The 15285-nt window shown below is 67.2% G+C and carries 10 protein-coding genes and 1 riboswitch; of the genes, 8 read left to right on the forward strand and 2 right to left on the reverse strand.

Annotation, left to right across the window (positions count from 1 at the left end):
- Positions 1 to 153: 153 nt before the first annotated feature.
- From OQ789_RS23740 to OQ789_RS23750, 3 genes are all read left to right on the forward strand, one after another.
- A complete protein-coding gene (locus OQ789_RS23740; RefSeq protein WP_324688625.1) occupies positions 154 to 1728 on the forward strand; it encodes an MFS transporter in 1575 nt (524 codons plus the stop codon).
- A gap of 363 nt (positions 1729 to 2091) precedes the next feature.
- Positions 2092 to 2991 (forward strand): class I SAM-dependent methyltransferase, encoded by a 900-nt coding sequence (locus OQ789_RS23745; protein ID WP_324688626.1) that lies wholly within the window; start codon positions 2092 to 2094, stop codon positions 2989 to 2991.
- A 328-nt stretch (positions 2992 to 3319) separates the two neighbouring features.
- Positions 3320 to 4996: an MFS transporter gene (locus tag OQ789_RS23750; protein ID WP_420716190.1), complete on the forward strand. Its 1677-nt coding sequence runs from the start codon at positions 3320 to 3322 to the stop codon at positions 4994 to 4996.
- On the opposite strand, the gene OQ789_RS23755 is transcribed toward OQ789_RS23750, so the two are convergent.
- Positions 4993 to 5994 (reverse strand): TauD/TfdA family dioxygenase, encoded by a 1002-nt coding sequence (locus OQ789_RS23755; RefSeq protein WP_324688627.1) that lies wholly within the window; start codon positions 5992 to 5994, stop codon positions 4993 to 4995. The two genes, OQ789_RS23750 and OQ789_RS23755, sit on opposite strands and share 4 nt — an antisense overlap.
- Before the next feature lie 229 nt (positions 5995 to 6223).
- Between OQ789_RS23755 and OQ789_RS23760 the strand changes: the two genes are divergently transcribed.
- Entirely contained in the window at positions 6224 to 7969 is a 1746-nt protein-coding gene (locus tag OQ789_RS23760; protein WP_420716191.1) for an AMP-binding protein, read from the forward strand.
- A 16-nt stretch (positions 7970 to 7985) separates the two neighbouring features.
- Here the strand turns inward: OQ789_RS23760 and OQ789_RS23765 are convergent, their stop codons facing one another.
- Positions 7986 to 8408: an MmpS family protein gene (locus OQ789_RS23765; protein ID WP_324688628.1), complete on the reverse strand. Its 423-nt coding sequence runs from the start codon at positions 8406 to 8408 to the stop codon at positions 7986 to 7988.
- 462 nt (positions 8409 to 8870) lie between these two features.
- On the opposite strand from OQ789_RS23765, the gene OQ789_RS23770 reads away from it, so the two are divergent.
- From OQ789_RS23770 to ileS, 4 genes are all read left to right on the forward strand, one after another.
- A complete protein-coding gene (locus OQ789_RS23770; protein WP_324688629.1) occupies positions 8871 to 9440 on the forward strand; it encodes a carboxymuconolactone decarboxylase family protein in 570 nt (189 codons plus the stop codon).
- A gap of 44 nt (positions 9441 to 9484) precedes the next feature.
- The gene (locus OQ789_RS23775) at positions 9485 to 10609 is read left to right on the forward strand and encodes a nitronate monooxygenase family protein (RefSeq protein ID WP_324688630.1); all 1125 of its coding nucleotides are present in this window, start codon (positions 9485 to 9487) and stop codon (positions 10607 to 10609) included.
- A 149-nt stretch (positions 10610 to 10758) separates the two neighbouring features.
- A riboswitch (M-box (ykoK) riboswitch) is annotated at positions 10759 to 10945 on the forward strand.
- Between the two features lie 286 nt (positions 10946 to 11231).
- A complete protein-coding gene (locus tag OQ789_RS23780; RefSeq protein ID WP_324688631.1) occupies positions 11232 to 11483 on the forward strand; it encodes an Rv1535 family protein in 252 nt (83 codons plus the stop codon).
- 394 nt (positions 11484 to 11877) lie between these two features.
- The gene (gene ileS / locus OQ789_RS23785; RefSeq protein ID WP_324688655.1) at positions 11878 to 14985 is read left to right on the forward strand and encodes an isoleucine--tRNA ligase; all 3108 of its coding nucleotides are present in this window, start codon (positions 11878 to 11880) and stop codon (positions 14983 to 14985) included.
- Positions 14986 to 15285: the final 300 nt, after the last annotated feature.

A 15285-nucleotide genomic window follows, 5' to 3' on the forward strand; every position in this document is an offset into this window, starting at 1 on the left:
CTGGCCCTCGTGGTACCGCACGCTAACAGCGCCCGGCGCGCCGCAGGTAAGCAGCCGCCCCTGTGGCGGGCGCGACGACGCGCCAAGCGGGCTGAGTCCCAGCGGTTTACGGAACGGCCGTTGCGCCATCGTGGTTGCTGTACCGTGTCCGCTATGGTGCCTCTCGACGACGGGGAGCGCGCACTACCTCACTTGACGGCACCGCGCGCTGAGGGCGCCAACCCGATGCCCGTGGGGCCGCCGCCCCTGACGAGACGATACTTGCCGGATCGGCTGCCGTCCCGGCGGTTCGTCTCCGTGCTGGCCGCGATCGGCGGCATGCAGCTGATGGTCATGATGGATGGCCCCATCGCGGTGTTCGCACTTCCGAAGATCCAGGGCGAGCTGGGCCTGTCGGATGCCGGGCGTAGCTGGGTGATCACCGCCTACCTGCTCACCTATGGTGGCCTGTTGCTGCTCGGCGGCCGCTTCGGTGACACCGTCGGCCGCAAGCGCGCATTTCTGATCGGCGTGGCGCTGTTCACACTGGCATCGGTCCTGTGCGGCTTGGCGTGGAGCGCGACGATCCTCGTCGTAGCCCGGCTTCTGCACGGCGCGGCCGCCGCGATCATCGCCCCGACGTGTATGTCGTTGGTGGCGACCACCTTTCCGAAGGGCCCGGTGCGCAACGCCGCGACGGCCGTGTTCGGCGCGACGGCCGGTCTAGGCTCGGTGATGGGTCTGGTGGTGGGCGGGGCGCTCACGGAGTTGTCGTGGCGGCTGGCGTTTTTGGTGAACGTACCGCTCGGGCTGGGGGTTATCTATCTCGCCGCTGTGACGCTGCAGGAAACCCAGAAGGAGCGCATGAAACTCGATGCCGCCGGGGCGGTGCTGGCCACGTTGGCCTGTACCGCAACGGTGTTCGGGTTCTTGTCGGGTCCGCCGAACGGCTGGTTGTCTGCCCTCACGATCGGTTCGGGTGTGGTGGCCGTGGCCGCTTTCGTGGCGTTCGCCGTGGTGGAGCGCAGGGCAGAGAACCCCATCGTGCCGTTCAGCTTGTTCTTTGACCGCAACCGGTTACCGACCTTCGCGGCTCTATTCCTGAGCGGGGGTGTGGGTTTCACGCTGGCCGTGCTGGTCGCCCTGTATGTGCAGAACATCATGGGCTACAGTCCGCTGCACGCGGGCATCAGCTTCATCCCGTTTGCCATCGCGACGGCCGTCGGGGTGTTCATTTCGTCGAGATTGGTCTCGCGGGTGCCGCCGCGGGTGGTGGTGATCGCCGGCGTCGTTCTGATGCTGGGCGCGATGCTGTACGGTTCGACGCTCAATCGCGGCGTCCCGTATTTCCCGAATCTCCTTGTGCCGCTCACGATCGGCGCCATCGGTCTGGGCCTGGTCAATGTCCCGCTCATGCTGTCGCTGATCGCCAGCGTCGGCGTCGACCGCATCGGGCCCACCTCCGCGGTAGCGGTGATGCTGCAGAACTTGGGTGGGCCGGTGGTGCTGGCCGGCATCCAGGCCGTCATCACGTTGCGGACGCTGCAGTTGGGCGGCACCACCGGGCCGGTGGATCGCGGCGACGCCGTCCACATGGACGCCATTGACCACGGCCATACCTATGGGCTGCTCTGGCTTGCGGGGGTGATCGTCCTGCTCGGCGTGGTGGCGCTGCGCATCGGATACACCGCGCGCGAGGTGGCGCAGGCCCAGGAAGCGAGCCACGCCGTCGATGCCGCGGGACTGTAACGGGCGAGGCGTGGCGGTCGAACACAAGGTTATGGATTTCCTATGGGGCCGCCGGTTGCTCAACGTGGGCCCCCGCCCGGTCCTAAAATCACGTGTCGACGCAACCCATCTCGACGATCCGGAGATCCGAGGAGGCAGCCGCCTGTCGATTCAGTTCCCGTTGGTCACCCGAGCAGCGGGTGACCATCGAAGGTCGGCCGGGACGCTGCACATTCAAGTCGAGGGCGGTCCGTGCCGTCGACAACCACGTTCGTTATTCGCTGTCGCCACATGTCTCCGTGACGACACGCCCTGCCGGGCCGGCCGTCGACGAGCCGTCCCGCAGGCCCACCCCCCGACACCTACGGACTCAGGGAGCCACACATGATCACGAATGGCGCGAGCAAGACCGCGGTGCTGATATGCCAGGCCAGGGCCATAGCCGATGACCGGCTGGCGGTCGGGCGGTTCAGCGATCCCTTCGCCGCGCGCTTGCTTCGCGATGCCGAGCGGGTGCCCGTCGAGCGCGCCCGCAGCGGCGCCGCCCCCGACAGCTGGCGGGAGCGAATGGAAGCCGCGCTGCTCGGCCGCAACATGACGATCTCGGTGGCCCGCGCCGTCGTGATCGACGACGCCGTTCGCGCCAAGGCGCATCCGCAACTGGTCATCCTCGGCGCGGGGCTGGATGCGCGCGCCTATCGGCTGCCGGAGCTGGCCGGAGCCGACGTGTACGAAGTGGACTTTCCCGCGACGCAGCAGGACAAGCGGGACCGCATCAACGGCCTGCGGCCCGTCGCGAAATCGCTCAACTACGTCTCGGTCGACTTCCAACGCGACGCCCTCGGGGCCGCGCTCGCCGCGGCCGGACACGACACCGCGACGCCGACCACATGGATCTGTGAGGGGGTGCTGCCCTACCTCACGAAGACGGACGTCGACTCGACCCTCGCCGCGATCGACGAGTGCTCCGCGCCCGGCAGCCGGTTCATCCTCACCTACTCGACACCCGCCGGGATGCGACTCGGCCTGAAGCGCTGGTGGCTCAACTCCGTCGTTGACCGTTCGCTGCAACTCGTCATGCACCTCAGCGGCGCGTGGCCCGCCGAGGACGAGCCGTACCTATCGTCCTGGTACCCCGAGGAGATGCACGCCCAGCTGGCGGCCCACAACTTCCTGGTCACCGACGACCAAGACCTCTACGAGGTCGCGCGGCAACTCGGGATTTCCGCACGGGTGCCTCGCGTGGCGCACGCCGCGATCGCCGACAAGCCGGCGGCTCGCTAGTCGCGATCCCTCCCGACGCCGCGCCGCTCCCGGGAACGGGACGACGGCCGGAATGTTCTGCGCGGCTTGACCTTCGCCTGACCTTTGCGTGACTTCCGCATCCGCGCAGCAGATACCGCGCTTACCTCGCCCGGCGCCAAATCAGGTCGGACGGGCTCGAAACCGATTCTTTAGCCCACTGACCGCAGGTACTTCCGATACATTCTTCGCATACCTAACGGCTTTGATAATCCCGATTCATCAGACCTGGCGTTCATAAACCTGAACTTCATACCGTTAGTCACACAACAACGGCCGAAATGCGCAGATGTACGGTAGGTTCTCCGCTATGGCTTGGGGAGACCGGACCCTACCGGACGTGAAAATTGAACTCTCGGAACGGCCGGCTCAGAGGGCCGTCGAACACCCGATCGGAACGGCATCGGTGGCCGTCGAACACCCGCCGATACCCGTCGAACAGCCCGCGCCGCAACGCAAACGAAGGCGCCTGCACGACCGGCTGCCGTCGCGCGCCTTCGTCGCCGCGGTGATCGCGCTCGGCGGCATGCAGCTGATGGCGCCGATGGATTTCACCCTCACGATCGTCGCGCTCCCGAAAATCCAGAACGAGCTGGGACTGTCGGCCGTCGGGCGGAGCTGGATCATGTTCGCCTCCATGCTGACCTGTAGCGGGTTGATCCTGCTGGGTGGTCGCCTGGGCGACATCGTCGGACGCAAGCGGATGTTCATCATCGGCGTCTCGCTGTTCACCGTGTCCTCGACGATGTCGGGCCTCGCCTGGGACGAGGCCACGCTCGTGTTGGCCCGGCTGATGAAAGGGCTGTCTCTCGCCATGGTTTCCCCGACCGCGATGGCGCTGGTGGCGACCACCTTCCCGAAGGGGCCGCGACGCAACACCGCGGCGGCCGTGTTCGGCGCGATGGTCGGGATCGGCTCGGTGACGGGCCTGGTGGTGGGCGGAATCCTCACCGACGTGTCATGGCGGCTGGCGTTTTTCATCAGCGCGCCGATCGGGCTGCTGGTGATCTACCTGGCCCGCGCCGAGCTACGGGAAACCCAAAAGGTGCGGATGAAGCTCGACGTTCCGGGAGCGTTGCTGGCCACGGTGACCAGCACCGCGACGGTCTTCTGCCTGTCGATGGAGCCGGGGGAGGGCTGGTTGTCGGCCTCGACGATCGGCTCGGGCGCGGTGGCGCTCACCGCTTTCACGGCGTTCGTCATAGTCGAGCGGCGGGCAGAGAACCCCGTCGTGCCGTTCAACTTGTTCTTTGATCGCAGCCGGCTGGCGACGTACGCGTCCATGTTCATCGCCGGTGGGGCGATGGTGACGCTGGTGCTGCTGGTCGCCGTGTATGTGCAGGACATCATGGGCTACAGCGCCCTGCGCGCGGGCGTCAGCTTCATCCCGTTCACCATCGCGACGGCCACCGGGCTGGCGGTGTCTTCGCGGCTGGTGATGCGGGTGCCACCGCGGGTGGTGGTGATCACCGGTGCGCTGCTGGTGCTTTGCGGCGTGCTGTACGGCTCCACGCTCAACCGCGGCATCCCGTACTTCCCGAACCTGGTGCTGCCCATCGTCATCGGCGGAATCGGTATCGGCATGCTCAACGTCCCGCTTGGCCTGTCGGTGATAGCCAGCGTCGGCGTCGAACGCATCGGACCCACCACCGCGATCGCGGTGATGCTGCAGGGCCTCGGCGGCCCGATGGTGCTGGCCTCCATCCAGGCCATCATCATGTCGCACACCCTGCACCTGGGCGGCACCACCGGACCGGTGAAATACATGAATGCCGCCCAGTTGAACGCGCTGGACCACGGCTATGCGTACGGCCTGCGATGGCTGGCCGGCGCGGTCGTCCTGCTCATCTTGGTGGCGCTATTCATCGGCTACACCGCTCGGCAGGTGGCGCACGCCCAGCAGGCGAAGAACGCGGAGGAACCCGCGCGGGCCGTCGACGCCGAGCGTTTCGACCACGCGGCCGTGGCGGGAAGCCCGACGAATTAGCTGACGGCTGACCGCGCCCTATTGGCAGACCGCGACCACGGCTCGGCCATGCCGACCACGATCTGGCGCGGTGGCGTGTAGGGCTCCCGGCCGTGGGAGGCGAGCATGTTGTCGAGCATCATGATGTCGCCCTCTTGCCAGGGGATGGTCACGGTCTCCGCGTCGTAGGCGGCGCGCAACTCCTCGAGGGCCTCCGGCTCGATGTCCGCACCGTCGCCGTAGTAGGTGTTGTTCGGCAGGTTCTCCTTGCCCATCAACAGCAATGCCTCGGCCACCATCGGGTCCAAGGTGGTGACGTTGAAAAACGTGAGGTGGTTGAACCACGACATCTCGCCGGTCTCCGGGTGCGCCTCGGACACGGGTCGCCGCTGCCGGGTGGTCAGCGCGTCGTCGGGTCCCCAGGTGAGCTGGATGTCGTTGTCGGCGCAGTAGCGTTCGACGACGCCGCGGTCATCGGTCTGGAAGGCCTCCCGCCAGCCGAGTCCGATGTCGGGCCCGAAGTTCCGGACGTAGAGGTAGTCACGCTCTTCCAGGCGCTGCCGCAGCGCCGGCGAGATCCGCTGGTACACCTTGCGGGAGTCGGCGATGGGGGTGGCGCCCCCGCCGCCGGGCGCCACCACGCAGTGGAAGAAGAGGCGCAGCGGCCAGTTGTTGCTGTAGGACAGCTCGTTGTGCAGGGGGATCCGGTGGCGCGGGGGATAGTCGGTCGAGGTGTAGACATGGTCACCCACCTCGTGCCGGGGAGAGGTGCCTTCCATGTACTGCAGCGGGTCGCCGGACACCGCCGCGATGAAGCTGCGGAACGTCTCGACCGAGGCGCCGGTGAATCCGCGGAACAGGATGCCGCCGTGGTGCAACAGCAGCTCCTGGATCGCGCGGCGGTTCGCCGCCGCCCACGCCACCACGTCGATGTTCTCTGTCGCGGGCTCCAGTACGGCGGGAAACGGCGGCCCGGCAACGAGCTTTGCCTCCGGTAACGTGACGATGTCCGACTCCACGGCGATCCTTCCTTGCCCAGCGTTGCTCCGAGGTTTGCTGACACATTTCCCCCGCGCTGTGGCACGTCACGCTACCAGGCAGGCGCGCGCGCCGGGGGGCGTTGCGCAGCAAAACATCTGAGAGTGCCGGTGGGACCTGCGGGAAAGGGCACGAGCACCGACGGCGGAGGATTACGGCGGCTTCGGAGTTCTGTTTCGAACGTGCAGCCGCAGCGGCCACGGTAACCTCATGCGGGTGATTGGAACGTCCATTCCTGCTTTGCTGCGCGAGCGGGCCAGTCTGCAGCCCAACGACCCGGCGTTCGTCTTCGTCGACTACGACCAGGATTGGGACGGCGCCGCCGACACGCTGACGTGGTCGCAGACGTATCGCCGAGCCCTCAGCGTCGCCCAGGAGCTGCAACGGCATTCCTCGCCCGGTGATCGGGCGCTGATATTGGCACCCCAGACCCACGACTACGTCGTCGCGTTCCTGGGAGCGCTGCAGGCCGGGCTTATCGCCGTTCCGCTGTCGGTTCCCATGGGGGGCGCCCATGACGAGCGGGTCAGTTCCGTGTTCGACGACGCGTCGCCGTCCGTCGTGCTCACCACGTCCGGCGTCCGCGACGCCGTCACGGAATGCGTTGACGCGCAGGCAAACGGCTCCGCGCCTGCGGTGGTGACCGTCGATTCCCTGGGGCTCGACTCTTCCCGGCGATCCAGCGTCACGCGCGTCGAACAGCCGAGCACGGCGTATCTGCAGTACACGTCCGGTTCGACGCGCCGGCCCACGGGAGTCGCGATTTCCTACGGCAACCTGGCGGCCAATTACACGCAGCTGGCGGGCGACTACTTCGCGGACTACGGAAACGTCATTCCGCCGGACACGACCGTCGTGTCGTGGCTGCCGTTCTATCACGACATGGGCTTGTTCCTGGGGATCTGCGGACCGGTGCTGGGCGGCTTTCGCAGCGTGTTCACCAGCCCGGTCTCGTTCCTGCAGCGGCCCGCCCGCTGGATGCACCTGATGGCGAGCAACACCCGCGCCTTCTCCGCCGGGCCCAACTTCGCGTTGGAGCTGACGCTGCGCCGCACCTCGGACGAGGACATGGCCGGCCACGACCTGGGCGACATCATGAGCATCTGCCCCGGCAGTGAGCGCATACACGCGGTCACGGTGCGGCGCTTCACCGAGCGGTTCGCCAAGTTCAACCTTCGCGACAAGGTGCTGCGGCCCTCCTACGGGCTGGCCGAGGCCACGGTGTACGTCGCAACCCGCCGGGCGGGTCAGCCGCCGGAAATCGTGCGCTTCGAGTCCGACGAGCTGGCCGCCGGCCAGGCCAAGCGGTGCGCCGGCGGCGGGACCGCGCTGGTGAGCTACGGCGCGCCGCAGTCGCCGATGGTGCGCATCGTCGACCCCGAGACCAGGACCGAGTGCCCGGCGGAGTCGACCGGTGAGATCTGGGTGCACGGCGACAACGTGGCACTGGGCTACTGGCGCAAACCCGAAGAGACGGAGCAAACGTTTCGCGCGGAGCTCGCCGATCCGTCGGCGGGCACACCCCGCGGGCCCTGGCTGCGAACCGGAGACCTGGGTTTTCTGTCCGACGGTGAGCTGTTCATCATGGGCCGCATCAAGGATCTTCTGATTGTCTACGGCCGCAACCATTCTCCCGACGACATCGAGGCGACGATCCAGGAGATCACCCGGGGCCGGTGCGCAGCCATCGCCGTCCCCGACAAGGAAGTCGAAAAGCTGGTCGCCATCATCGAATTCAAGAACCGCGGCGACTCCCACGACGACGCGATCACCGACAAGATCGTCGCCGTCAAACGCGAAGTCACATCGGCGATCTCAAACTCGCACGGCCTGCGCGTCGCCGATCTCGTCCTGGTGCCGCCCGGTTCGATTCCCATCACCACCAGCGGCAAGGTGAGGCGAGCGGCGTGCGTCGAGCAGTACCGGCAGAATCAGTTCGCCCGCCTGGACGCCTAGGACGTGCGGGCGGCGCTCACGCGGCCTTGAGCAGGCAGAAGGTGAAGGCGTTGACTTCGTGGACGACTTTCTCCGATTTGACGTCGCCGTCCACCACGATGCGGCAGCCGATGCTCGAGCTATCGCTTTGCGCCACAATGTTTCCCACAAGTGCCGGCAGGGTTGTCGAGATGTCGTACGACCACGGCAGCTCTGCTCCGTCGATGTGTTGCGGATCGCCGTTGACGTCGAAATAGCTGATGCTGGCGGTGGATCCGGGCGGCCCGAACACCTCGTACACCAGGTGCTTGGGGTTGAATGGCTTGGCCTCGCCGGTTCTGGTGTCGGCGTAGCTGGTTCGTTTCTCGGTGCCGAAGATGCCGTGCAGTCGCGACACGGCAAAGCCGCCGGCGCCGATCACTATCAGGATGACGAGTGGGATCCACAGTCGTTTCAGCATCCTGAAAGCGGCGGCCCCCGGACTCTGCCGAGTGCGTGCGGATTTCGCCGTCGCCTGCGGTTCCGGCGCCGGCCGGTGAGCACGTCGCCGGAAAATTGGTGAGCGGCCGGACTCTCGGCCCGCGTCCTGGCTCTCCTCGGCGGCGACATCGGATGGGTCGTGTGCCACGTCACGCGCACCGCGTACCACCGGACTCAACCTCCCGCCCGTCTGCGCCGTCCGAGTGACCGGCACTCGAACATCCAACTGCAAATCGGTCACCACACCTCGGCTAACGGTACATCGAATGCGAGAGGACCGTAATGCGGGCCGATAAAGGTAAGGTACCGATTTTCTTTGACGTCGGTGTGAAACACCGGCGGGGCCGGCGCGCCCGGCGGGCGCCAACGACGACGAGCATCCGCTGGCTACCATGGTCGGTGAACGCCACGGTGTCCCGCCAGTACACGGAGTGCTCACCCCATGACATCAGCCCGCGTGCCCGGACTGCCGCTCGGCGAGGCCAAAGCCGCCGCCGACGAGGCGGCCGTGCCGAACTACATGGCCGAACTGTCGATCTTCCAGGTCCTGCTGAACCATCCGCAGCTGGCGCGCGCCATCAACGACCTCCTGGCCACCATGCTCTGGCACGGTGCCCTGGACTCGCGCCTGCGCGAGCTGGCGATCATGCGGATCGGCTGGCTCACCGGGTGCGACTACGAGTGGACGCAACACTGGCGCGTCGCGTCGCGGCTGGGCGTCAACGCCGACGATCTGGTCGCGGTGCGCGACTGGCAGGCATACGACGGGTTCGGGCCCACCGAGCGCGCGGTGCTGGCCGCCACCGACGACGTGGTCCGCGACGGCGCGGTGAGCGCCGCGAACTGGGCGGCCTGCGAACGCGAATTCCACGGTGACACAACGGTTCTCATCGAACTGGTCACGGTCATCGGCGCCTGGCGGATGGTCGCGTCCATCCTGCAGAGCCTGGAGGTGCCGCTGGAGGACGGCGTGGCGGGCTGGCCCCCGGACGGCCGGTCGCCCCGGTCCTGACCGGCCGATTGACATATCAATCCGTGGCTCTTTAGCGTCGGGCAATGAGAACCAGGGTCGCCGAGATGCTCGGAACCGAATTCCCCATTTGCGCCTTCAGTCACTGCCGCGACGTGGTGGCCGCGGTGACCAACGCGGGCGGCTTCGGCGTCCTGGGGGCGGTCGCGCACAGTCCGCAGCGGCTGCAGAGCGAGCTGACCTGGATCGAGGAGCAGACCGGCGGCAAGCCCTACGGGGTCGACCTGCTGCTGCCGCCCAAGTACGTCGGCGCGGAGCAAGGGGGAATCGACGCGGAGCGCACCACCGAGCTGCTGCCCGAGGAGCATCGCGCGTTCGTCGACGACCTGCTGACCCGATATGGCATCCCGGCGCCCACCGAGGCGCCGCGGCGGCCGTCGGGCGGCCTCAACATCTCGCCGAAAGGCTACGAGCCCCTTCTCGAGGTGGCGTTCGCCCACGACATCCGGCTGATCGCCAGTGCGCTCGGCTCGCCGCCTGCGGACCTCGTCGAGCGCGCTCACGACCACGACGTGCTGGTCGCCGCGCTGGCCGGCACCACACGGCACGCGCGCAGGCACGCCGCCGCGGGCGTCGACCTGATCGTCGCGCAGGGCACCGAGGCCGGCGGCCACACCGGCGAGGTGGCGACCATGGTCCTGGTCCCCGAAGTCGTGGATGCCGTGCGTCCGGTTCCCGTGCTCGCCGCGGGCGGGATCGCCCGCGGCAGCCAGGTCGCGGCGGCCCTGGCGCTGGGCGCCGAGGGTGTGTGGTGTGGGTCGGTGTGGCTCACCACCGAGGAAGCCGAGACGGCGCCGGTGGTCAAGGAGAAGTTCCTGGCCGCCAGCTCCTCGGACACCGTGCGGTCGAGGTCGATGACCGGCAAGCCGGCGCGAATGCTGCGCACCGCCTGGACCGACGAGTGGGACCGGCCCGACAGCCCGGACCCGCTTGGCATGCCGCTGCAGACCGCGCTGATCACCGAGTCGCAGGTGCGCATCAACCAGGCCGCCGGCCACCCCGGCGCCAGGGCCCGCGAGCTGTCCACCTACTTCGTCGGGCAGGTGGTCGGTTCGCTCGACCGGGTGCGCCCGACGCGTGCGGTGGTGCTGGAGATGGTCGAGGAGTTCATCGCCACCGTCGGGCGGCTGGAAAACCTGCTGGACACCTGAAACGGGCGGCGGCGGGAGCTCCGTCGGCCCAGTTCAGCGCCGTGAGCCGGGCCGGATGCTCGGTGCGCCCTGAAGGATTCCATAAAGAATCTCCAACACGGCGTGAAGAGATTTGACCGTGTCAGACCCGTCGTGCATGATCGGACGGGTAAGCACCTCGTTAGGTGAGGCGTCTACACGAATACAGGCCACTGACCCCGAACGTCGAAAGACGCCCCGGGTCAGGACAGCTCCTCCCGGCTTAAGGGTTGAGCCCAGGTGGCTTCCGGCTTTGGATTGTTTTTCCGGGCCAGGACACGTCGTGTGGTGCCGAAGCTCTGACGAGAGGGGTGCGGATCGCCGACGGTCGTCGGGTTCTGCTCCTCTTGCTGTGCACAGATTGCGTGCGAACCGCGCACGCGTCGCGACCGCGAGGAGGTGAGGGACACGTGAGTTCCAGCGATAGTCCGGACCGAAGTCCGAACTGTGTTTCGTCCCGATCCGGTCTCCGGCGCCGCCTTCTCGGCTGAGTCGCCACAACGCTAAGTGGTTATCCACCAAGCGTTTTGAGATCGGAACCGACACGGGACGGGACACATCAGTCCAATCAGTCCCCGTTGGATCTGCCCTCTAGGAGGCGAAAATGACCGCAGCTTTCTACGACGACGTCGTAACCGTCGCGCCCGCCCGCACGCTGACCTTGGTGCGCGACACCGACACCATGCCGGCTCCCGCCCTGGCCCCGCAGGCCAAGGCCCGCCGGCAGGCGAACGCCCCGCAGTTCGGCGCCGGTGGCGACCCGCTGGTGGACGGCGCCGCCCGCCTGCTCAGCGTTCCGCTGCGGCACGTCTACGCCGCGCTGTGGCGCGTCGGCATCCTCGAAGTGCGGGCCTGAAAGCCGTACTTCGATGGACGTCGAGCAACCGTGGCTCCAAGGGGTCGGCTGGGCACAGACGTAGCTCTGCGCCCTGTCGACCCCTTGGAGTTGGCGAGTGTGCACCCGGATTTGCGGGTCTTCGTAGAATCGTCATATTGGCGTCGATCCGGCCATCACCGGGGAGCCTTCGGAAGAACAGCCGTGTTCGTCGGACCGGCCCAGTAGAACCGAACGGGTAGGCCCGTCACAGCCGTGATCGAGCGGCCACGCGAAAGCGCGGCAAGCGGGGTGGTACCGCGGCGCTCGCGCAGCAGGCGCGTCGTCGTCCCCGGTTTGCACCGTGGCACAGGAGACAACGCGCATCGTGACCGATACACCCGAGGCCGACCTCGACGCCCAGCCGGTCGACCCCGTGCGGGCCTATCCCAAGCCGGCCGGCGGGCCGCCCGACTTCCCGGCGCTCGAGCTCGAGGTGCTCGACTACTGGGCCCGCGACGACACCTTCCGGGCCAGCATCGCCCGCCGGGACGGCGCGCCAGAATACGTGTTCTACGACGGGCCCCCGTTCGCCAACGGGCTGCCCCACTACGGGCACCTGCTGACCGGCTACGTCAAAGACATCGTGCCTCGCTACCGCACCATGCGCGGGGACAAGGTGGAGCGCCGTTTCGGTTGGGACACCCACGGCCTGCCGGCCGAACTCGAGGTCGAGCGCCAGCTGGGTATCAGCGACAAATCGCAGATCGACGACATGGGCATCGCCGCCTTCAACGACGCCTGCCGCGCCTCGGTGTTGCGCTACACCGACGAGTGGCAGGCCTACGTCACCCGCCAGGCGCGCTGGGTCGACTTCGACAACGATTACAAGACGCTGGACCCGCCCTACATGGAGTCGGTGATCTGGGCGTTCAAACAGCTCTGGGACAAGGGCCTGGCGTACGAGGGCTACCGGGTGCTGCCGTACTGCTGGCGCGACGAAACCCCGCTGTCCAACCACGAATTGCGGATGGACGACGACGTGTACCAAAGCCGCCAGGACCCGGCTTTGACCGTCGGTTTCCGGGTGGTCGGCGGCGATCTGGACGGCGCCTACCTGCTGGTGTGGACGACCACGCCGTGGACCCTGCCGTCCAACCTCGCCGTCGCGGTCAACCCCGACGTGACGTATGTGCAGGTGCGGGTGGGGGACCGGCGTTACGTGCTGGCGCAGCCGCGGCTGGCGGCGTATGCGCGCGAGCTCGGCGACGAACCCGAGGTACTGGGCAGCTATCCCGGCGCCGAGCTGCTGGGCACGCGGTACCTGCCGCCGTTCGCCTATTTCATGGACTCGCCCAGCGCTTTTCAGGTGCTGCCCGGCGAATTCGTGACGACCGAGGACGGCACCGGCATCGTGCACATGGCGCCCGCCTACGGCGAGGACGACATGGCCGTCTCGGACGCGGCGGGCATCGCACCGGTCACCCCGGTCGACGCCAAGGGGCGGTTCGACGCCTCCGTCCCGGATTACCAGGGCCAGCACGTCTTTGACGCCAACCCGCACATCATTCGCGACCTGAAGAACGGCAGCGGCCCCGCCGCGGCCAACGGCGCGGTGCTGCTTCGCCACGAAACCTACGAGCATCCCTACCCGCACTGCTGGCGCTGCCGCAATCCGCTGATCTATCGGGCGGTGTCGTCGTGGTTCGTCGCGGTCACCGAATTCCGGGACCGCATGGTGGAACTCAACCAGCAGATCACCTGGTATCCCGAGCACGTCAAGGACGGGCAGTTCGGCAAGTGGCTGCAGGGCGCCCGCGACTGGTCGATCTCGCGAAACCGTTACTGGGGCAGCCCCATTCCGGTGTGGAAGTCCGACGACCCGGCCTACCCGCGCATCGACGTGTACGGCAGCCTCGACGAGCTCGAGCGCGACTTCGGGGTGCGGCCCACCAATCTGCACCGGCCCTTCATCGACGAGCTGACCCGGCCCAACCCCGACGACCCGACCGGTGCCAGCACCATGCGGCGCATCCCCGATGTGCTCGACGTGTGGTTCGACTCCGGCTCGATGCCGTATGCCCAGGTGCACTACCCCTTCGAGAACCGCGAGTGGTTCGACAACCATTTCCCCGCCGATTTCATTGTCGAGTACATCGGGCAGACCCGTGGCTGGTTCTACATGATGCACGTGCTGGCCACCGCGCTGTTCGACCGTCCTGCCTTCAAAACCTGTGTGGCACATGGGATTGTGCTGGGCTCGGACGGCCAGAAAATGAGCAAGTCGCTGCGCAATTATCCCGATGTCACCGAGGTGTTCGACCGCGACGGCTCCGACGCGATGCGCTGGTTCCTGATGGCCTCGCCGATCTTGCGCGGGGGCAACCTGATCGTCACCGAGCAGGGCATCCGCGACGGTGTGCGCCAGGTGCTGCTGCCGTTTTGGAACGCGTACAGCTTCCTGGCGTTGTATGCGCCCAAAGTCGGTACCTGGCGCACCGATTCGACGCAGGTGCTGGATCGTTACATCCTGGCCAAGCTTGCCGAGCTGCGCGACGACCTGACCCGCGAGATGGACACCTGCGACATCTCGCGGGCCTGCGAGCAGTTGCGCCAGTTCACCGAGGCGCTGACGAACTGGTATGTGCGAAGGTCGCGTTCGCGGTTCTGGTCCGAGGATGTCGACGCCATCGACACCTTGCACACCGCGCTGGAGGTCACCGCGCGGCTGGCCGCGCCGCTGCTGCCCTCGGTGACCGAGATCGTCTGGCGCGGGCTGACCGCCGGGCGGTCGGTGCACCTGACCGACTGGCCGCGAGCCGGCGACGTGCCCGCCGACCCCGCACTGGTCGCGGCGATGGATCAGGTCCGCGACGTCTGCTCGGCGGCGTCCTCGTTACGCAAGGCCAAGAAGCTGCGGGTGCGGTTGCCGCTGCCGAAACTGACCGTGGCGGTGGATGATCCGCAGCGGCTGGAGCCGTTCGCCGATCTGATCGCCGACGAACTCAACGTCAAGAGCGTCGAGCTGACCGATGCGATCGACACCTACGGCCGCTTCGAGCTCACCGTCAACGCCCGGGTGGCGGGGCCGCGGCTCGGCAAGGACGTGCAGGCGGCCATCAAGGCGGTCAAGGCGGGGGAGGGCGTCGTCAATCCCGACGGCACCCTGACCGCCGGGCCCGCGGTGCTGGCGCCCGAGGAATACAGCTCCCGCCTGGTCGCGGCCGATCCGGACTTCACCGCCGCCCTGCCCGACGGCGCGGGTCTGGTGGTACTGGACGGCACCGTGACCCCGGAACTCGAGGCCGAGGGCTGGGCCAAGGACAGGATCCGCGAGCTGCAGGAGCTGCGCAAGTTGACCGGTTTGGATGTGTCCGACCGGATTTCGGTGGTGATGTCGGTGCCTGGTGAGCGCGCCGACTGGGCGCACACCCACCGCGACCTCATCGCGGGTGAAATCCTGGCCACCAGTTTCGAATTCGGTGATCCGGCGGATGGCGCCGAGATCGGCGACGGTGTGCGGGTGAGCATCGCCAAGGTGTGAGCGATCGCTGGTGGGGTGAGCGGCAAAGCGCCCGCCCCGCAGCGTATTTGTTATCGGCGCGTGACTCTACTGTTCTAAAAGCCATGGCGGACAGAATCTTTGCTGTCTGGTACACCGGCACATACCCTATCAACCACTTCCGTTTTTGACTGTGAAGGTACTGTGGGGCCGGTCTGATCTTGTTGTGAGCGGTTTCGCTGTTGACGTGAGAAAAGTCTGAGAAATACTGTTTGACAACGTAATTCGCAGCCATACCGACATGTGAGCCAGGTCGCAGCCGCCGGCGTTGTCGGCAATCTT

This window comes from Mycobacterium sp. 94-17 (assembly GCF_035617725.1).
GTDB lineage: Bacteria > Actinomycetota > Actinomycetes > Mycobacteriales > Mycobacteriaceae > Mycobacterium.